Genomic DNA, 20,203 nt, shown 5'->3' on the forward strand with positions numbered 1-20,203 from the left:
GGCGTTGGCGGACAGCGTGACTCCTGAAGATGTCTGATAGAGGCCGTTGCGTTCTCTACGAGGGCAAGTCTATGCTCCGAAATAGAGAACATGGCGTTCTTTAAAGGTGAGAGTTCTTGAATCGGAGTGGACCGATGACCGATACCGCCACGACGCCCCAGACCACGGACGCACCCGCCTTCCCGAGCAACCGGAGCTGCCCCTATCAGTTACCGGACGGCTACGCCCAGCTCCGGGACACCCCCGGCGCCCTGCACCGGGTGACCCTCTACGACGGCCGCCAGGTGTGGGTGGTGACCAAGCACGAGGTCGCACGCAACCTGCTCGGCGACCCGCGGCTGTCCTCCAACCGGACGGACGACAACTTCCCCGCCACGTCACCGCGCTTCGAGGCGATCCGGGACAACCGCCAGGCCTTCATCGGCCTGGACCCGCCCGAGCACGGCACCCGGCGGCGGATGACGATCAGCGAGTTCACCGTCAGGCGGATCAAGGGCATGCGCCCCGAGGTCGAGGAGATCGTGCACGGCTTCCTCGACGAGATGCTGGCCGCGGGCCCGACCGCCGACCTGGTCAGCCAGTTCGCGCTGCCGGTGCCCTCCATGGTGATCTGCCGACTGCTCGGCGTGCCCTACGAGGACCACGAGTTCTTCCAGGACGCGAGCAAGCGACTGGTGCAGTCCACGGACGCGCAGAGCGCGGTCACCGCGCGCAACGACCTCGCGCGCTACATGGACGGCCTGATCACCCAGTTCCAGACCGCGCCGGGCGCGGGCCTGGTGGGCGGACTGGTCGCCGATCAGCTGGCCAACGGCGAGATCGACCGCGAGGAACTGATCTCCACCGCGATGCTGCTGCTCATCGCCGGCCACGAGACCACGGCCTCGATGACCTCCCTCAGCGTGATCACCCTGCTGGACCACCCCGACCAGTTCGCCGCCCTGCGCGCCGACCGCAGCCTCGTCCCCGGCGCGGTGGAGGAACTCCTCCGCTACCTCGCCATCGCCGACATCGCGGGCGGCCGCGTCGCCACGGCGGACATCGAGGTCGAGGGGCAGCTCATCCGGGCCGGCGACGGCGTGATCGTCGTCAACTCCATAGCCAACCGGGACGGCACGGTGTACGAGGACCCGGACGCCCTCGACATCCACCGCTCCGCGCGCCACCACCTCGCCTTCGGCTTCGGTGTGCACCAGTGCCTGGGCCAGAACCTCGCCCGGCTGGAGCTGGAGGTCATCCTCAACGCCCTCATGGACCGCGTCCCGACGCTGCGACTGGCCGTGCCCGTCGAGCAGTTGGTGCTGCGACCGGGGACCACGATCCAGGGCGTCAACGAACTCCCGGTCACCTGGTGACGGGGGAGAGGGGGAAGGAAATGACCATGCGGGTGAGCGCCGATCGGACGGTCTGCGTCGGTGCCGGGCTGTGTGCGCTGACGGCGCCGGGCGTCTTCGACCAGGACGACGACGGCATCGTCACGGTGCTGACGTCCGACCCCGTCGCCGACGACGACCGGAGCGCGGCGCGCGACGCCGGACACCTCTGTCCGTCCGGCGCGGTCCGCGTCGTCGAGGACGCGGAATAGGCGAGCCGGGATTCCGGCCGCCGGGCGGGGCAGTCTCCGGCCGCACGGGCCGAGACCGCCCCGGCGCCGGGCTGCCCGGCACGCGCGACGGCCGTCAGATCCACCCCTTCCGCGCTGCGTACAGGGCGAGTTGAAAGCGGGTGGTGGCGTCGGCGGCGCGGTTGAGCTGCTCCAACTGGCGGGAGAGGGTGCGTCGACTGATGCCGAGCAGCTCGGCGATGGTCTCGTCCGTGACGCCGCTCCCGAGCAGTTCCAGGATCCGGCGCTGCACCGGACGCAGCGCCGCCGGCACTCGCCCGCCGAAGTGCAGCGGATAGGCGGACCGCCAGGAGGTCTCGAACAGGCCGGTGAGCGCGCGCAGCAGGCTGGAGGGGCGGACCAGCAGCATCGAGTCGTTCACCTCGGTGTCCCCGAACGCCAGCGACACGATGGCCAGCCGCTGGTCGAAGACGCCCAACTTCACGGGGAGGGACTGCAGCACCCTGGCCTGCTCGCCCGCCGCGATGCAGGGCCGGATGTTGCAGGCGTAGTAGTCGGCGTTCTCCACGGCGGACTTGGAGTACACGATGCGGTAGGAGACGCCGCGCTCCACGTTGCGGATCTCGGTCGGGTTGGGCGTGCCGCCGGTGTGCCACGGGGGTGCGTCGAAGCGCAGTACCTCGGTGGTCACGGCGTCCTCCACCTGGAGGATGCGCTCGACGATCTGCGGTCCGGTGACGACTTCGACGAGGTCGTCGGTGGCTTGTGGGTGCACCTGGCGCCGGTAGGTGCGGTAGGCGTCCATGGCCACCAGATGGGCCTGTTGCAGTTCCGCGGTGCGGGCACTGGCGAGGCGGCCCAGGCCGATGGACGGTTCGATCGGTGCGATGCCGGTGCGATCGGGACCGTGGCTGGTGGCCAGCCCCAGGTGGATGAGCCGCGGAAGGGTGCGTTCCGTCTCGGCGGGTGCCTGGCCCAGGCGGTGGGAGAGTGCGGCCAGGGTGGTGGGGCCGGTGTCGAGCATGGCCAGGTAGGTGGTGGCCTCGGCCGTGGACAGGCCGAGCCGGACGAGGTGGGCCGACCGGTCGTCTTCGCTCATGGGGGGCTCCGGACGGGTGAGCGGGACTGTGTGTGTGGGGGGTGGGTGCGCGGTCGCGGGCGTGGGGGGTGCGACGGGCGCGTGGTGCGGGGCCCGGTTCCGGGCATGCGGGTGGGCCCGCCGACATCGACGGGCCCACGCGGATACCGGAAACCGAGGGTCCGGGAATTCTTGGAATCAGCTCAGCTGCCCGTCGTAATCGGGCAGCTTGAACCCCTTCTCGTAGTGCCCGCCCTCGAAGTCGGTGCTGCGATTTCCGACGTTGGCTATGAGGGTGTACCCCTGTGCCTCGTACTTCTTCCGGCAGCCGAGTTTGACCTGGGCCTTGCCCGGGCTGTCGCCGTGCGGCTTGAGGCAGAGGCCGTCGACGGTGTATCCGGCCGAGGTCAGTTCCCGGGTCGTGGAATCCTGCTCGTCGGCGCCCCGGTAGGACGCGAACAGCACGGCGGCGCCGTGCTCGTGCGCGTAGTTCGTGGCCTTGAGGATCGCCTCGATCGGCTTGCCGCGGTCGTAGTGCGTGGCCAGCGAGGTGTTGTCGATGTCCAGGACGACCGCGGGCTTCGCACCGCTCCTGCCGCCGGCCAGTTGGTGTTCCAGGTAGTCCTGGAGGGACGCGGCAACCGGGGCGACGTCGTTCAGCCACTCGCTTTCGCTCGGCAGCGATTGCGGCCGGGCAGCCGCCTGCGCCGCCGTGGGGGACAGCGCCGCGAACATGCTCAGTCCCAGCACCGGTCCCAGCACAAGGGCGATCTTCTTCGCCTTGACCATGCTGTTCACCATTCCTTTGGGGGGGTGTTCCGTTCGGTGGCAGGCCCGGGAGTTCCGTCGCGGAATCCGCGTGGTCAGCCATGACATTGCTACCTGAACCCGCGGTCCCACAGTGTCCACGTCGCGCCAGTGGCAACGATGGGCAGCGCGGCGGCAACTACCTTTCCTTACGGGGGAATTGCGCCGGTCTGGGTGGGGTGGGTGCTTTGCGGGCCGGAAAAGTACTGGTTTCGGGCAGGGCGGGCGGGGTGAATTCCGGTGGCGCGGGGACCGCGGAGGGGCAAGGAATTGGCCGCACCGGAAGCGGGGATTTCCTGTGGGGTCGCTACGGGTTCACTCGACCTCCGAGGATTCACCCGTCCCGGTGGTGAAATGTCCGGCCAACTCCCCTGACAGTGCCGGAACGTCCACCGGAATGCCGTCGGCGCGCAGCGAGGCGGTGGCGGCGCACCCCGCGGCGATCGCTTCGCCGTCCACGACGAGGAAGAGCGTGAACAGGGTGCGGTACCCGAAGTCGTCCCACGAGTCGCGGACCAGCAGCGCGTCGGCGCCTTCGGCCCGGCCCGCTCGAAGGTCGGTCTGATCAATCACGGCGAACCGCACGCTGCCGTCTCCCGCTCATCCTGGCTGTCCCAACCAGCTGATCCTAGGCGGGCCATGTGCCGTGGCTGAGGGGCGGTATCGACTTCCTGGGCAGTCCATGTGGCAATCGAGGACCGGTTTCGCTGCCAGATCTCACTGGGCGCGCCTTCCCATGCGCCCAGCGGTTGTCGCTCGGGTTGCCGGCGGAAGAGGGGCGAGCTGACGGCTGCATGTGGCGGGGGCGACTGTCACCTGTCGGGTGCCGGTTCCGTGGGCGAGGGTTTCGGCGAGGTTGGCCAGCAGCGTGCTGGGGTGCGGCTGGATGCTGTGATCGTCCAGGCGGGGTTGTCGATGTTGGGGCCGGCCCAGAGGGCCCAGGTGGTGAGGGGACCGTTGGGCCGTTGGGGCGGCGAAGCCGTCGAACTGGATGCCTGCGTCGCCGGAGGGGAGCCCAGCGGATCCAGCGTCCGTCGATCGTGTGCTGCCAGCTGGCGTGGGTGGCGGGTTGGGTGGCTGCGGTGACGGCCTCCTCGTCGGTGGGGTGGCCGACGTCGGTTGCCCATCCTTCACCGTCGGCGAGGTTGGTCGGTAGATTCTGCAGTACTAGGGCGGGGGGTGCTCGTCGCGATGAATGGTCGGCTTCCGCATAGAGGTCCATCCGGCCAATGCCACTGAACGTGCTGTCACCCGCGCTGTTCTACGAACGCATGCCCTCCCGCAACTCCATGACTGGATCACGCAGGCGATCGCTGCCGACGAGACCTGGCAATTGACTGACCACCAGCACTACTGGCGGCTTACAGACGGCCACCTCACGCACCGCGGCGAAGCGTGAACCGGGCCCGGACAACACGCACACCCCCACATCGGCGAGGTCACACGCTCGGGTTCATAAGCAACCCAAGGGGCCACGCCCGGGAATCAGGACGCCAGACCCTCGGGTTCTAACGAGAGACCTTCAGTGGCCCTGAACTCACGGGCCTCTCCGGCCGCGGGACTGGTGGGCTCGCATGTTGAGGTGTCGCGTATTCCTCGTTGAGGTCGTGCCTGGTGTCACTGTGTGTGGTCGCCGGAGGCGTACCGGTTCCAGGATCCTCCGGCTTCAGTGACCAGGCGGGTGGCTGTCTTGCCGTGGTGACCGAGGACGGCGCCTGGAAGGACGAGTTGGCAGATCGCGGAGGTCCTGCCGCGCTGCGGCGGGACGCTCCTGGCCCGCTCCTGCCACACCTCCGTCCCCTCCCTGGCGGAACGCCCGCCCCTGCGCCGACGCGGTCGCCCAGGCACTTCACCCAGCGCGACTCCGCAGCCCGACACAAGCGCTGGCGCCTCAAGATCATTACATTGCCGGGCGTGTCTGTGCCCGTCACGGCGTCATCCACCGGACGGGGCAGGGCTCGACGCGCCGCGAGTCGCACTGACACAGATCGTCAACTGATTGATTCTCACGGGGCTGGTCGCTGTCCCGGTCCTGCGAAAGGGTTCCAAGCAGGCGGCAGTGCGGCATCTGCGCACTCGATCTGCTGCCGCGCCGAGTGTTCAGGCGCACCCACGAGAGAAGGAAGCACACCCCCTATGCGCGCCCTTGTGGTCGATCACAGTGAGGCCGGCCCCGTCCGGTTCGCCGATGTCGATGAGCCCGTCCCGTCCACCGGCGAAGCGCTGGTGGAGATACGGCACATCGGTCTCAACTTCGGAGAGCTGAATTACGTGCACCAGTGGCCGGCTGGCGCTGTGCACGGTCACGACGCGGCCGGCATCGTGGTGCGTGCCGCGTCCGACGGCTCGGGACCGCCCGCAGGTACACGCGTCGCCGTGGGAATGGCTCCCCACGCGTGGGCGGAGCGGGTGGCAGTCAGCCCCGCCTCGCTCGGCGCCGTCCCCGAGGGAGTGGACCTGGCCGACGCCGCCGCGCTGGGGATCGCCGGAGTCACCCCTCTCCGAGTGCTGCGCACACGTTCCCTGCTGGCGCGCAACGTGCTGATCACCGGCGCCAGCGGGGGCGTGGGGCATTTCGCCGTCCAACTGGCGGCGCTGGCGGGCGCCCGGGTGACGGCACTCGTCGGTTCGCCGGAGCGGGCCGCCGGACTCCGCGAACTCGGGGCCGACAAGGTCCTGACCGACCTCACCGAGACCGCGGACCGGTTCGACCTCGTCCTGGACACGGTCGGCGGGCCACTAGTGGCCCAGGCGTGGAGTTCCCTCGCCGAGGGCGGCACCATCCACCTGGTCGGCTACTCCTCGGGGCAGGAAACCACCTTCCCTTCAGGGACCTTGTTCGGCTTCGGCGAACCCCGCAGCATCGCCACCTACGGCGACATGACGCCGACCGGCGGGGAGCTGACGGACCTGCTGGGCCTCATGGCCGCCGGGAGGCTCTCGGCACCGGTCGGACTGCGAGGCGACTGGCAGGGCGTGGACGACGCCGTCCGGGCGCTGTTCGCGCGGACGGTGCACGGAAAGGTCGTTCTCGACGTGGCCTGACGCTGCGGACGAGGACACATACGCCTCGCCCGCAGGTGGGCGGTTCGCGGCGGTGGACGAGAATGGACCCATGGATGTGCTGGCGGAGGTCTTACGCGTTTCGGGTGCGCGTGGAGGGCTCGGGGTCATGCTGAAGGCCGGAGGAACCTGGGGCCTGTGGCTGGACTCCCCTCCAGGAGCGGCCCTGCACGTGGTGTCCCGCGGCACCATGTGGCTCCACGTCACGGGCGAGAAACCTCTTCAGGTGCAGGCCGGAGACGCCGTCCTGGTGCCGCCGGGCACCGCACACGGGATAGCCGGCGGCGCCGGCATGACGATGGGTTCCTGCGACCGTGAGGCAGCGGCCCGGTCTTTCGCCGATGGCCGGCCCCTGCGGCTGGGCTCGGCGCCGGTGCAGACGGAAGTGATCGTCCTGCGCTACGAGCAGGACCCGGAAGTGCGCACACCGGTGCTTACCTCCCTCGCTCGGCCGATGCACGTCACAGCCCGGGAGAACGCGCAGCTCAGAAGAACCGTCGAACTTCTCGCTGCCGAGCTCGCACAGCCGCAGATCGGCACCACCGCCGCCATCAACAGCATCGTCGACCTTCTGCTCGTCCAGTTCGTACGTGCCTGGCTGGCCCGCCACCCGCAGGAGCAGTCCGGCTCATGGCTGGGAGCGATGCGTGATCCGGTCGTGCGCGACGCTCTGGCATGCGTCCACGCCCAACCGGAACACCCCTGGACCACAGAGACCCTGGCCGCCGCGACGAGCGTCTCCCGAGCGACGCTGTCCAGGCGTTTTCGCTCCGCCCTCGGACAGACGCCGGGCGCGTACGTGACGCAGTGGCGCATCGACCTGGCGTCCGTCCGGCTCCGCGACACCGATGACCCGGTCGAAGCGATCTCCGGCGCGGTCGGATACGGCTCTCCGCACGCTTTCAGCCGTGCCTTCAGACGTGCTCGAGGCACGGCCCCTGGCGAGTACCGTTCTCGGCTTCGCAGGTGATCCGGCCTCGACTGGTAGGACCAACGGAACAGCCAGTATCGGTGAGATTGATCTTGGTCGCTTAGCAGGTCAAGCGCGCGGTAGCGGCCATGTGTCCGTGCCCTGTGTGGTGGCTTCGGCAAGGCTTGGGGTGCTTGCCCTTGTGCTTGCCTCGGGTGATGACGGGCTTCTGCGGGATCTCCTTCATGGGGGTGCCCTTGGCGCGCAGAGTGAGGGCAAACTCGATCTGGTCGGCGTCGACGGAGGGCGGCCGTCCGCCGGTGCGCCCGCGCTTGCGGGCGGATTCCTGGTCTTCCAGGGTCTTCTCCCGGGTGTAGGTGCGTTCGGCGCCGGACAGTGCGGCGAGGAGCCGAAGAGGAGGGCGCCGTGCCGGTCGCCGGGGTCGTACGGGCCGGTGATGGGCCGCTCAGGAACTCTAGGGCGGTGCCGGCCTTGCGCAGGTCCTCGACGGTGACGAGGAGGTCGGTGCCGCGGCCGAGGCGGCGGGACTCGTGGACGGTGAGGATGGCCTGGACGTCCCGGTGTGGTCGTTTGAAGCGGCCGGCCATCGCGACGGCCTTCTCGTAGGCGGGCCAGACCTTGGCCCGGGTGGAGACCCTCTCGTGGCAGACCGGGCTTCTGCGTTCGAGGGAGGTGCTGGTGCATGGTGTTCGACGGCCGTCTCCCGGGCTCCGGCTCGCCGTTCTCGATGGCGCGGGTAGGGCAGTGGCAACGATGCGGGTGCGCGGTGGCTGAAGCGCATTAGGGGCGGCAGACGTTCAGCGGTAGACCGGGGCCGTGGGGGAGCGCCGTACGGGCCTTGCCCCTGGAGCTGGGGCACTTGAGAAGTAGATCTTGAGGATCTGGGAACGGGCATCTTGCGGTTATGAGGCACCACCCGCCGGAGTCCAAGGCGGACGCGGTCGCGCTGCGCCAGTTGCGGCCGGGAGTGACGATCAGGGTGGTCGCTGCTGATCTGGGGGCAAGCCGGAGGTGCTGAGGAACCAGGTCCGGGCGGCCAGAACGAGTCGGCCGCGGGGGCGGTTCCGGTACGGGCGCACCCGAATGGTCGACCCGCGCCGTGAAGCGCGGCAACGGCGGCCCTGCACAAGGCTCGTGCCGCCGCGAAGTCCGCTTACTTGGCCGGATAGCGCTTTCAATCATCAGTTCCGCGTACTCACCGTGACAGTCTCTTCACGTTGGGTTCGTTGAAGCTGGAGCTGGCTGTGGTGGCTGCGAGAGAGGGGTGCATGGCGTTGGATGTGGCGCAACTTCGGGCCCGGTTGGAGCGAGGCGCGGCGACGGGGGAGTGGATTCTGGCCTGGTCTGAACTGGGCATGTGGAGCACCCCTTTGGCGAGATGGTGTCCTACGGGGCTGATCATTAGGCAGGTCGATGGGGCCGAACCCGGGCGGCTCGGGGCGGACGGGGTGGTGGCCTTCGACGGGTTCACCGAGCCACGCCCCGTCCGAGTGGAGTTCACCGAGCGGGACGCGACCGTGACCTCGATGACCCTGGTGCTGGAGGGACTGGAAGAGTCCGAGCCGGCCCAGTGGGCCGCCGAGCTGGTAGGCGTGGAGTGTGCGCAACTGCCGGCAGGGGCGGTTGTCAACGACGTGCGGATGCACGCCGACGCTGAGCGTCTATTCCTGGACGGATTCGGGCCCGAGGTGCGGCTGGCCGCGGTGAGCTCCCCCGATTCGGCGGTGTGCGGGGTGGAGTTCACCGGTCAGGCCGGATCGACGTGGCACGTACTGGCGTCGCCCACCGACCTGGGAGCAGAACAACTCGCCGAGGTACGTCAGGCAGAGGGGCCGCTCTCGTCGCTGCCGGCTCGGCTCTCGGCCGGGACGTGGCTGGTGTTGCCCAATGGCTCATTGATTCCCGTACGCCGCAACCGCGACTCGCAAACCGTGCGCGTTGGTACACGGCGGGACGGGCTGGGGCGTGCGCTCCCGGCGAAGCCGGCTACGCCGCGGCCGGTGCCCGTCCGCCGTCGCACGGCGGTGGCCGTGGCGGGGGCGGAGGGCTTCACGGTGCTGGCGCCCGTCTCTGAGGGGCGACGGACGTCGGGCTGGGGGGTGGGGGTGCCGGACAGTGGCGAAGGGGTCACGGTTTCCTACCGGGTGCCGCCGCTGTCGGTGTCCGGCACGTTCGCCCAGCTGCCGGCCTCTCCGCCGTACCGCACCGTGCTGGGCGGTGTCCTGCTGGTGGACACGGGCACGATCACCGGCAGCGCGGTCGGTGCGTACGTGGTGCCGGGTGAGTCGGGTATGCAGCCTTCGGTGTTCGGGTTCGGCGTGCTGGGGGCGGACAAGGGCATCGGGCCGCCGCCGTTCCAGGTGCGGGGAATCGCGCTGGGGCTGGGCTGGAACAGCAGGTTGCGGCTGCCGGAAGAGGTGGAGGGGCTGGCCGACTTCCCGTTCCTGGCCGCGCTGGACGACCCTGGGGCGATCGGCGGGGCCGACGGGGACCCGGTGGAGGTCTTGCGCACCCTCACCGCCGGCGAGGACGCGTGGGTGCAGCCGGCGCAGGACGAGGCGTGGTTGGCCGCGGGGCTGGCGTTCAGCTGCTTCGACACGGTCTTCGGCCGGGCGCTGGCTGCGGTGCAGACCGGGCCGGACCTTGCGTTCGCCCTGTTGGGGATCGGCAGCGCCGAGCTTCCCCGCGGCGGGAAGAAGAAGTATGCCAAGGCCGAGATCGCTCTTGAGGCGGTCCTGAAGCCGAAGAGCGGAGAGATGCGCCTCTCCGCGGCACTCACCCCGGCTTCCTTCGTCATCGATCCCAACTGTCAGCTGCGCGGCGGCGCTTCCCTATGTATCTGGTACGGGCCGAGCGAGCAGGCCGGGGACTTCGTGTTCAGCCTCGGCGGCTATCACCCCAACTACGTGCCACCGGCGCACTATCCGGTGCCTGCCCGACTTGGCTTCGACTGGGACCTGGCCGGCAGCGTCACGGTGTCGGGTGATGCGTACTTCGCGGTCACGCCGTCGGCCGTGATGCTCGGCGGCGGCCTGGACGTGCAGTTCCACTCCGGCGCGCTGCGTGCCTGGCTGACGGCGGGCGTGGACGCGCTGATCCAGTGGAAGCCGTTCGCGTTCGATATGGGGCTGAAGGTGCGGGTCGGGGTGCAGGCCCGGGTGAAGATCGTCTTCGTGACCGTGTCGATCACCATCGAGGTCGGGGTGAGCCTGCGGATCTTCGGCCCGCCGACCGGTGGCGAGGCGACGGTCCACCTGTGGTTCATCTCGTTCACCATCCGGTTCGGCGCCCGCCGCGACAGCGGTGACGACCTGCTGGACTGGGACGGCTTCAAGGACATGCTGCCGCCGCCGGACAACCTCGTCCGCATCCACCCCGGCCCCGGTCTCATCAGCGACGGCGCGGTGGGCGGCGGCAGCGACGAGGCATGGCTGGTGTCCTCGGCCGGCTTCACCTTCACGATCGACTCCGCCGTACCCATCACCGAGCTCTACCTCGACGACGCCACCACCCCGGCCGAGCGAGGCGAGCGGGTCGGCGTGCGGCCAATGGGCGAGACCGACCGCACCAGCACCCAACGAGTAACCCTCCTGCTGGAGGGCACCCCGGTGCTGCTGGCCGAGTGGGACGGGACCTACCAACGCACGGCGGTACCGAAATCGCTGTGGGGCACCGGCTCGCCCAACCAGCTCCCACCCCCTGGTGAGCAGTTGGTCCACGAGCAGCTCACGGGTGTGCAGTTGGTGTCGCCGGCCGCTGAGAACGGTGCGACGACCGGCTATATCTCGGCGGAGCACCTGGCGTTCGATCCGATGGAGCCGGGCGTGGTGCCGCTCGATGCGGACGCCGAACCGACCGGTCCCGTCCCTGGCCGTCTTCCTGGCGGGGAGGCGATCGGGCGGATCGCCGACACCGTTGACGCCCCCGCCCAGCAGGCCGCCCGCGGCGCGCTGGCCGATGCCCTGGGTGCTGCCGGTGTCGACCTCGGCACCCTCGACTCCGAGCTGCCCGGCTACGCCCGCGTCTCGCAGATCTCCTTCACCGCGGCGCCCCTGCTCGTTCCCGCCGGCTGAAAGGCCTTCACTCGTGCCTCGTATTCACAGTGTCGAGCACCGCATGCGGCTGTTCGACCACCGCATCCCGTCCCTGTACGCGGGCAAGCACCAGATCGGCGTCGAACAGACCCTCGACGCCACCGGTGCCAGCCTGCCCGACCACGAGCAGCGCTTCGACGTCCGTGAGTTGCGTTTCACCATCGTCGACACCGACGTGCACGCCTGCTACCCGTTGCCGGGTGCGAGCGGCACCTACAGCCAGATCCTGCCGCACATCACCTTGGACACCCCGGCGCTGCCCTGGCTGCGCCGGCTGCCGGGCACCGACAAGAGCGTTCCGTGGATGGCCCTGCTGGTCTTCCGCGAAAACGAGTTGCCCGATGACCCGCAGGCGTTGGGCATCGTCGACGTCCAGACCGTCCGCCAGCTCCTGGACCGGGCGCTGCCCGGCCAGCCACCGCATATCGCGCCGGAGTACGTCTTCGACGACGAGTGGGAGACCGCCTGCACCACCGTCCACGTCCCCGGCCCGTTGTTCACCGCGCTGGCTCCGGGCTCGGCGGAGATGGCCGCTCTCGCCCACGTCCGCGAAGGGGGCCCGCCGGACGCCACCCACACCCGCGGCGAGGAGGAGCCTGAGCCGCATCCTGACGACCTCAACGCGGTCGTCGTCGCCAACCGCTTCCCCGCCGTGGACGGCAGCATGCACGTCGTCCATCTCGTCTCCCTCGACGGCTTCGAACGCTACCTCGACGGCGCTACCGCCCCACCCGCCGAGGGCCTGCGGATGGTCTCCCTGTGGTCGTGGACCTTCGAGTCCGTCTATGACACCGGAGTCGGCTTCGGCGACCTGGCCCACAACCTCGCCACCGGCCCCGACTCCCAACCAGACCTCCTGCTGCGCCGACGCCTCCCCGACTCCAGCCAAGCGAACGCGGCTCAGGACGAGATGCGGGCGCGGTTGAACGCGGGGGCTGCGGCGGTGCCGCACTGGCTCGAATCCGGCGAGCGCTCTTTCGGCTTCTATCGCGGGCCCCTGACCGCCGAGCGAGCCCAGCCGCTACCCGCCCCAGCCGACGGACGCAGCCGACTGGAGTCGGCCGGCGAGGGCCTGATCTACCTCGAGCAGTACGGCGTCTTCGACGCCGGCTACGCCGCCGCCTTCAGCCTGGGCCGCCAGCTGTGCCTGGCTGACGAGGCGTTCCGTACCGCCCTGATGGAGTTCCGCCATGCCGCGCGGTCCGCCGTCCGACGCATGGCCGCGCACGGCACCGCCGCAGGTCGCGCCGCCACTGCTCAGGACCTGCGTGGGCGGCAGGCCCGGGCGGCGTTCGACCAGCTGCTCACCGAGGGGGGCGGAGGCCGGTTCCGCCAGACCTTGCGCTCCACGGGCGCAGCACCCGCCGCCCGCCGCACCGCGGGCCCTGGCCTGCGGACAGCCCAGGCAGCCATGGGCACGGTCGCGCTGCGCTCAACCTTCGCCGACGTCAACGCCCGAGCGGTGCTGCGTGACGCGCTCGGTGACGAGCTGGAGCCGGTGGCGGCATGGTTGGCGCGCCTGCCGTTGCTGGAGATGATTCCGTTCACCCACCTGGTGCCGGATCCGGCGATGTTGCCGGCCGAGTCACTGCGCTTCGCCTACACCGACCCGGGCTGGGTGCGCGCCGTGGTGGACGGTGCGTTGAGCGTCGGGGTCGGCCACGCGCTCGATGCGGACCTCAACGCCCTGGCCGCCGACGTCACCGCGCCACCGCCCTGCGCGGTGTTGATGCGCTCGGACCTGGTCCCGCACTGGCCCAAGACCATCCTGACCGCCTTCGCCGGCGACGACGTCATCGTGCCGGTCCACCGCACGGTCTACGGGCACGACGTGCTGATGCTCCTGTATCCCGAGGTGATCGACACCTTCACCTTGGCCGAGCCGCCGCAGGGCCTGCACTTCGGGTTCAGCGACATCGGCACCGTCGAATTGCGGGAGATCTCCGGGCCGAACGTGGGCGCGCCGCTGGGCGAGTTCCCCGAGGACCCGGCCGACGACCGCTTCGCACGGTTCCTGCGCCCGGGCGGTCACGACGTCCTCAACGTCGCAGGCCCCGGCGACGCATTGTTGCCGGCCTTGGGAACCGCCCACGAAGGCGCCGAGCTGAGTTCGGCGCAGTTCGCCCTGCAAATGATCAAGGCACCCCAGTTCCAGGAGTTCACGCGCCCGTGACGACCGCCCCGAGCAAAGAGGCAGGACGATGAACCCGCTCAGCACCCTGGTGGTGCCCGTGGAAGTGGCGGCACTGGCCGTCAACGACCAGACCCGGATCACCGACGGCAGATTCATCTGGCAGCGCTGGCAGGCCGACTTCGAAGCGCTCGCCTTCGACGACCTGCCGGCCGAGCCGGTGCCGTTCACCTTCGAGGACTGGAGCAACGACCCCGGCCGCTGCGGCGTGTACGTCCAGTGGCAGTTGCCGGCGGCGCTCACCCGCGGTCGGCACGACGAGGCCGAGGGCGTCGGCGACTTCCCCCTTGTCCCCAACCGGTGGCTGGTCGTCCGCCACTGCACCGACATCCGCCAGAGCCGTGCCTGGATCGTGCAGAGCGACTACGTGGGCACCCGGGCGGACGGCGCAGGCATCGTCCCCGGCACGGTCTCCTGCCTGGATCCGGCAGGCGACGGCGAGGAACTCAAGGCCAGCTTCCTGGGCCGCGCCCACGACCTGACGGCCGAGCAGCCCTGGCGTGAGCCCGCCGACGCCCGGTCGCCGTTCCTGACGGCCCTCGGTTCCGGACTGCTGACGTTCACCGCCTTCCAGCCCTACAACCACAACGTGTTCTCCCTGCATGACCCGCTGGACGACGTCCCCGGCGACGCCGGCCTCGCCTACCACGTCAGTGGCTGGTACGCGCAGCCCGAGGCCGACATCGTCACCCGCCCAGAAGGCGAACCGCTCACCGCCCTGCTGGACCGTCTGGAGTGGCTGGCCCCCACCGCCACCAACGCCGTCGAGCGCACCCTCTACACCGGTAGCGCGTTGGGCGTGACGTGGGAGCCCGACGGCGGCGTCCCGGAGTCCGACTGCCCGGGCCCCAGCAGCATCACGGCGTGCGTGGCCAACAGCTCCGCCGAGGCCGTCGCCATGCTCCCCGAACCCGACGCCGACCAAGGAATGCGCGCCGCACAGGACGCGCGGCTCTTCCGATCCTTCGCGCTGGGCACCCTGGACGCCCTCGACCGCGCGGACGGCGCCGGCGACGAACTGACCGACCGTGCCGCCCATGACACCGGCTTCGGTACTGCTTCCGGCGGCTACACCTGGCGCGTCGTCGACACCGACGACGCTGAAGCGCGCACCCGCCTGTCGGCCGCGACCCTCGCCGAGCGTCGCGACACCGAGCAGGAGGTGGTCGCCGAACTGAACCGACTCCAGAGCGCCCACGACGCCACCGCCCGCGACCTGGCCGCCGCCCAAGCCCGCCTCTACGACATCTGGGCCCTCTCCCGCGCCCCACGCCAACACCCCACGTTCGAGGATGTCGTCGACGACGAACTCAATCCCGCTGTCCCCGACCGCGCCGCCGGCCGCGTCAGCACGCTCACGGCCCAGCTCGCCGAGCAACGCGCCGCCCTCCCGTGGGGGGACACCCCCGAGGAACTCGCCCAGAGCGCCGCCACCTACGCGGCACGAGCCGGACTGGCGTCGGTCAGCCTCCTGGAACGCGTCCCGCGAGACATGTACGAGCAGTCCACCGACCCCGTCGTGGTCCTGCGCGGCGCACACCTCAACGCCCCCCTCACTCGCGGCTCTTCGTTGCCGTGCCGGGCCGGCGACCGCCTGGTCACGGCGATCGGCTCCCTCACCGCCGACTCGGTCCGCGCGGACGTCGACCAGATCGAGACCAGTGGCCTGCCGGACCTTGTCCCCGCCGCACTGAGCGAGTTCTTCCTCCTGGCCCGCGCCCGCGCCTCCGGCCCCATCAACCCCGACCAGGTCACCGGCGCCCTACCGGAATACGGCACGGACCTGTGGCGCCAGCCCTGGCAGCCGCTATACCTCATGTGGAAGGCCCACTACACCCCCCTCGCCTTCACCGAGGACGACACGCCTCGTTGGCGCTTCGACGGCACCCGCTACCGCTGGGACGGCACCGGCGAGATCCCCGAACCCGTCGAACTCATGGGCCGACAGGTCCTCACTCCCAGTGCCGGCCACGCCTTGGCCGGCCAGATCGAGGCGTACGCCGCCGGCCGTAGCGACCTGGCCGGCGACCTCATCCGCACCTTGGGTGAGGACGCGCGTACGGAGGACTTCCTCTCGCAGAGCCTGGACGGCTTCGGCGCGATGCTGCGCCAGCGTGAAGCCCGCCCCTGGCGCCGGCCCCCGCAGGACATCGAGGCACTCATCGGCCCGACGGATCAACTCCTGCCGGTTCCGGGGATCGCGCCCAAGTACCCCGGCCAGCCGTGGCAGGACACGCGGTTCCACGAGTTGCGGGCTGGCCACATGGCGTTCACGCGGCTGTCGGTCGTCGACCGCTTCGGCCGTGCCGTCAACCTCATCGAGGACGAGCTGCACTTCGAACCGGTCCTGCCCGACACCATGGTCCCCGACCACCCCAGCGACGAACTTGCTCCCGCGCGGCTGATCGAACTCGGCCCCCGCTTCCTGCAACCCGCTCGCCTGCGCTTCGACTTCCTCGACGCCACCGACGACGAAGACGTCACGACCACGCCGGGCGCCAACCCGGTATGTGCCTGGCTGCTGGACAACCGCCTCGACCGCACCCTGGTCTGCTTCGCCCCAGACGGCGCTTCCCTGGGTGAGCTGAGGGAGGTCCTCGCCGCCAGCGGCGAGCGCATCGTGGCCTGGGCCCCGCTGCCCGGCTCCCGCATCACCGAACTCGACCAGCTCGCAGACATCTCCCCGCACGTCCACGGCTTCCTCGACGCGATCGTCCGCCGCGGCCCGGCCGTACTCCAAGCCGTCCGCGCCACTCTGGACGCCGCACTGACCACCATCGACCCCGACGGCCCCCAGGACGCCGGCCTCGGCTTCCTCCTCGGCCGCCCCCTGGCCCTCGTCCGGGCCAGTCTCGACTTGGAACTGCACGGGCCGCCGCGCAGCACCGTCGCCTGGAGCCAGGTCGCCGACCCGCCCGCCCCGGGCCTGACCGACTACCCGTGGTTCGTCCGGCTCGGCGACCCCCACCGCACCGACGACGGACTCGTCGGCATGGTCCTCGGCGACGGCTACGACCACCTCGACACCGTCGTGGACCCCGTCGGCGAGCACGGAGACTTTCTCCGTGCCATTCCGGTCGATGGCGAGCCGCCCATCACGGTGACCTTCGCCGGCGACCCGACGTACGCCACGCTCCTGGTGGACCCGCGTGCCGCCGTCCACGCCACCACCGACGTCCTGCCCACCGGCACCCTCCACATCCCCCAGCACTTCACCGCCCGCGCCCTGGCCCGCATGGCCGCCGCCTTCCGCGCCGGCCCCCTCCTGGCCACCGAAGCCCACGGCGTCGCCTTCACACCCGTCCCCGCCACCCCAAGGGGCACCTGGTCCTGGGCCGAACCCGCCGGCGACGACTGGCACACCCGATCCGCCACCACCCCCGACCCCACCGCAGCCTCCTTCGACCACCCCGAGCTGCGGTCCGGCTACCTGCTCCTCGGCGACGCCCTCACCGCCCCCGCCACGCGCACTGACCACACCGACGGAGAGCCCGCATGAGCCTGATCGTCTCCCAGACCACCGCCCCCGCAGGACCCGCACCCGCCTCCGCCGACCAGTCCGGCCTCGTCTACGAGCTCACGACGCAGCCTGACCCGCTCCGGGTCTCACCGGCCCAAGGCGCCCTCGAACACGGCGACATCGTCATCGTCGGCAGCGCGATGAACTTCAACACCATCGAGGTCCAGCGCATTACCGTCGGCTTCCCCGTCGGCGACCTCGCCCACGCACTGACCGAACACCTCCGGGAGGTCGAAGCCACCGTCAATCACAGCGGCACCAGTTGGCCTCCCGCCCACAACGAGGCCGAGCAGGAGATCGTCTTCAACGCCCCCGGCGGCACGGCCACCGTGCAGCCGGGCCAGGGAGTGACCATCCAACTCCGCAACATCCCCATCAACCGCCAACTCGGCTCCGTCCCCCTCACCGTCATCGTGAGCTGGCGTCGGGAAGGCACCACCAGCTGGCGCGACGACGTCGACACCCTCACGGTCGGAAAGTTCCCCCCGGACTTCACCCTCGCCAACCTCAAGGCCGACCCCATCGCCCTCGAACACAGCGGCAGCACCACGCTGACCTGGGAGGCGTCCGACAACGCCACCTACAAACTCCTCTACGGCACCGCCGAGATCGACGTCACCAACGTCCGTACCTACACCGTCCCCAACCTCAAACAGACCACCCCCTTCTACCTGCGCGGCATCGCCCAGTCCGGCAACACGACCGTCGAACGCACCCTCACCAGCCTTGTCACCGTCAACGTCCCCGACCTCGAAGTCACCAACCTCTTCGTCCGCGGCACCCTCAGCACCCGCATGGTCTCCAACCTCATGCGGATCAGCTACACGACGAAGGACGGCTGGGGCACCCCGGTCGCCGTCAACCTCCACTCCGGCGCCAACCCGCCCGCCATGGCCCTCCACAACAACCGCCTGCACTGCGTCCACCGCGCCCTGATCGGCGACAACCTGCAATGGTCCGCCTCCATCGACGGCATCGACTGGCTCCCCGACCAAACCCTCGACATCCGCAGCCCCAACACCCCCGCCCTCGCCACCCTCGACGGGACGCTGTACTGCGTCTACCGCGCCATGGACGACACCCTCAACTGGACCTCCTACGACGGCAACCTCTGGAGCACGCCAACCGCCATCTCCGACAGGGGCACCACCCACGCCCCGTCCTTGTGCGAACTGAACGGCAAACTCCACTGCACCTACCGCGCCCCCGACGCGACCGTGCAGGGCATCACGTTCGACGGGGCCGACTGGAGCGCACCCCAAAGGATCACGAACGAAACGGCCACCGGCGGGCCGGGAACGAGCGCCGGGTTGCGCGTCTCGCAAACCCCGCCCACTGTCCGGTACGTCTGCTTCGCCAACGGCGACAACTGGACCTACGGCTTCGGCTCGGGCGGGGTGCAATGGTCAACCGGCCACTGGCCAGCGGACAACGGGCCCACCGCGGTGGCCTTCTACGACGCCATCTGGTACTTCGTCCGCAGGGGCGACGACACATACGAGTACAAGCGAATTCGCGAAACCGGCGGGATCATCGACTTCGATCCCAAGCCCCTCGTCGCCAATCTCACCAAAGACGCCGCCACGCTGATCGTCTACCAGGACGCCCTGCACATGTACTACATGCGCTAGTGACCTTTAAAGCCCGGCGTCGGAGAGCAGGTTGGGCTTGATGGTTTGGCCTGGGAACCTTCCCAGGGAAAGATGGGTTTCTTCTGAACATGCGCCTCGGTCGAGAGGTGTGGATGTTCAATGTGAAGGCCCTGAGGATGGCTCTGGCTCCGGTGCCCCTTCCTCGTGATGCCGACGGCCTCTTGGTCGCGGCCGTCGGCATCACCTGCTGGCTGCTGCCGACTTCGACCAGGAGCCCGGCCAGCATCGGAAGTATCACTCACGAGTTGATCCGAACACACACCCCTGGCTTCATGTGACGTCGCCAGCGCGCGGACGTGGGCGCAGTCGGAGACCACTGATTCCTCCGTGGCCACGGGTTCTTCCAAGGGTGCCGCCCGCGTCGAAGCGAGTGCGGCGGTGGGCCCGCTGCTGTCCGCCACTGCCTCCGCGCCTTGCAGAATTGCGCCAAAGGGAGGGGCGGCGATCGGTACGCGATGTCGGGCACGAGTGGGACGCCGACCGTGCGCCCACTCCGTCGCCCCCGAACTCACTGCCTTGCGCGACGACGTCTGGGCCTCCGGAGCAGCGTCGTTGGCCTGCGGTGTTTCGTCAACGAGCTTGCTGATGTGTTTGGAGTTCGTTAGCAGGCACTCGCCCGCGTTCGTCAGCGCGGCGTTGGGCTGTTCCGGAGCAACAGTGGAGGATCTCTCTGTCGAGCAATTGTGTTTTACTCGCAGGCATCGTTGGTGAGTCCAAGACTGAACGCGGTGCAGACCTTCGCGATCTTTTGTGCTCGGCCGAAATCCGATCAGGGAATTCTACGTACCAGACTTGGGCATGTTCTGGGGTTTTGGGTGGAGGGCCCTAAGTGTGGGGAGAATTGGTAGGTGCTGTCCTGCGGCGGTCTGACTCTTGATACGTCTGACCGGGGTGTCTTGCTCACACTGTGTCGACTGCCGGGTTCAGGGACGGTGCGTTATGGGTACCGGGCTCGCCGGGGGTGTCCCGATAGGGGCCTGCCTACCAGGCGTCGTCACAATTCTGACCGCCCGCTCGGCTCGGTGCCAACCACGCGATGTGCCACCAAGGTGGAAGGAGAAGAAGGGACGACCGGTACTTCCCCTATCCGCGAAGTCGTCTACGGGCGAGGTAGTTCTTGGTGCCGGCGCGTAGCGGGAAGCTCATTCGGCTGCTGTGACGTCCCTTACGGAGCAGCCCTGCCGAGGGTTCCGGGGACAGTCGGCAGAAGCGTCGCCTTGTTCGGCAGGTCAACGTCGCCCTGCATGGGATCGTGCCCCGCCTGGATTTCGCCCCGCGCACTCAGGGCGACTATGAAGGCCGT

The 20,203-nt window shown here is 69.6% G+C and carries 11 protein-coding genes and 1 pseudogene; 9 read left to right on the forward strand and 3 right to left on the reverse strand.

What is annotated here, in order from left to right:
* Nucleotides 1-134 precede the first annotated feature (134 nt).
* Both ABD385_RS35960 and ABD385_RS35965 read left to right on the forward strand, forming a co-directional pair.
* On the forward strand, nucleotides 135-1,355 hold the full coding sequence (locus ABD385_RS35960) for a cytochrome P450 (protein ID WP_344583822.1): 1,221 nt from the start codon (nucleotides 135-137) through the stop codon (nucleotides 1,353-1,355).
* 26 nt (nucleotides 1,356-1,381) lie between these two features.
* Nucleotides 1,382-1,585, forward strand: a complete 204-nt coding sequence (locus ABD385_RS35965) for a ferredoxin (protein ID WP_344583824.1) — start codon at nucleotides 1,382-1,384, stop codon at nucleotides 1,583-1,585.
* A 94-nt stretch (nucleotides 1,586-1,679) separates the two neighbouring features.
* Here the strand turns inward: ABD385_RS35965 and ABD385_RS35970 are convergent, their stop codons facing one another.
* The 3 genes from ABD385_RS35970 to ABD385_RS35980 all read right to left on the reverse strand — a co-directional run bounded on the left by ABD385_RS35970 (nucleotide 1,680) and on the right by ABD385_RS35980 (nucleotide 4,022).
* Nucleotides 1,680-2,663, reverse strand: coding sequence for a helix-turn-helix domain-containing protein (locus ABD385_RS35970; RefSeq protein ID WP_344583825.1), 984 nt, complete (start codon nucleotides 2,661-2,663; stop codon nucleotides 1,680-1,682).
* A 177-nt stretch (nucleotides 2,664-2,840) separates the two neighbouring features.
* Nucleotides 2,841-3,431 carry an HAD family acid phosphatase gene (locus ABD385_RS35975; protein WP_344583827.1) on the reverse strand — a complete coding sequence of 197 codons (591 nt, stop codon included), beginning with the start codon at nucleotides 3,429-3,431 and terminating at the stop codon, nucleotides 2,841-2,843.
* A gap of 333 nt (nucleotides 3,432-3,764) precedes the next feature.
* Nucleotides 3,765-4,022, reverse strand: a complete 258-nt coding sequence (locus ABD385_RS35980; protein WP_344583829.1) for a hypothetical protein — start codon at nucleotides 4,020-4,022, stop codon at nucleotides 3,765-3,767.
* A 622-nt stretch (nucleotides 4,023-4,644) separates the two neighbouring features.
* Here ABD385_RS35980 and ABD385_RS35985 point away from each other — a divergent pair.
* The 7 genes and pseudogenes from ABD385_RS35985 to ABD385_RS36015 form a co-directional block, all read left to right on the forward strand.
* Nucleotides 4,645-4,848: pseudogene (locus tag ABD385_RS35985) on the forward strand (hypothetical protein); the annotation flags it as partial.
* A 737-nt stretch (nucleotides 4,849-5,585) separates the two neighbouring features.
* The gene (locus ABD385_RS35990) at nucleotides 5,586-6,494 is read left to right on the forward strand and encodes a zinc-binding dehydrogenase (RefSeq protein WP_344583831.1); all 909 of its coding nucleotides are present in this window, start codon (nucleotides 5,586-5,588) and stop codon (nucleotides 6,492-6,494) included.
* Nucleotides 6,495-6,564: 70 nt separating this feature from the next.
* The gene (locus ABD385_RS35995; protein WP_344583832.1) at nucleotides 6,565-7,482 is read left to right on the forward strand and encodes an AraC family transcriptional regulator; all 918 of its coding nucleotides are present in this window, start codon (nucleotides 6,565-6,567) and stop codon (nucleotides 7,480-7,482) included.
* 1,412 nt (nucleotides 7,483-8,894) lie between these two features.
* Entirely contained in the window at nucleotides 8,895-11,516 is a 2,622-nt protein-coding gene (locus ABD385_RS36000) for a DUF6603 domain-containing protein (protein WP_344583834.1), read from the forward strand.
* A gap of 43 nt (nucleotides 11,517-11,559) precedes the next feature.
* Nucleotides 11,560-13,710 (forward strand): hypothetical protein, encoded by a 2,151-nt coding sequence (locus tag ABD385_RS36005; protein ID WP_344583835.1) that lies wholly within the window; start codon nucleotides 11,560-11,562, stop codon nucleotides 13,708-13,710.
* 28 nt (nucleotides 13,711-13,738) lie between these two features.
* Nucleotides 13,739-17,227 carry a hypothetical protein gene (locus ABD385_RS36010; protein ID WP_344583837.1) on the forward strand — a complete coding sequence of 1,163 codons (3,489 nt, stop codon included), beginning with the start codon at nucleotides 13,739-13,741 and terminating at the stop codon, nucleotides 17,225-17,227.
* Nucleotides 17,224-18,879: a hypothetical protein gene (locus tag ABD385_RS36015; RefSeq protein WP_344583839.1), complete on the forward strand. Its 1,656-nt coding sequence runs from the start codon at nucleotides 17,224-17,226 to the stop codon at nucleotides 18,877-18,879. The genes ABD385_RS36010 and ABD385_RS36015 overlap by 4 nt, the downstream gene beginning before the upstream one ends.
* The last annotated feature ends 1,324 nt before the right edge of the window (nucleotides 18,880-20,203 follow it).

The organism is Streptomyces lunalinharesii (assembly GCF_039532155.1).
GTDB classification, from domain to species: Bacteria; Actinomycetota; Actinomycetes; order Streptomycetales; family Streptomycetaceae; genus Streptomyces; species Streptomyces lunalinharesii.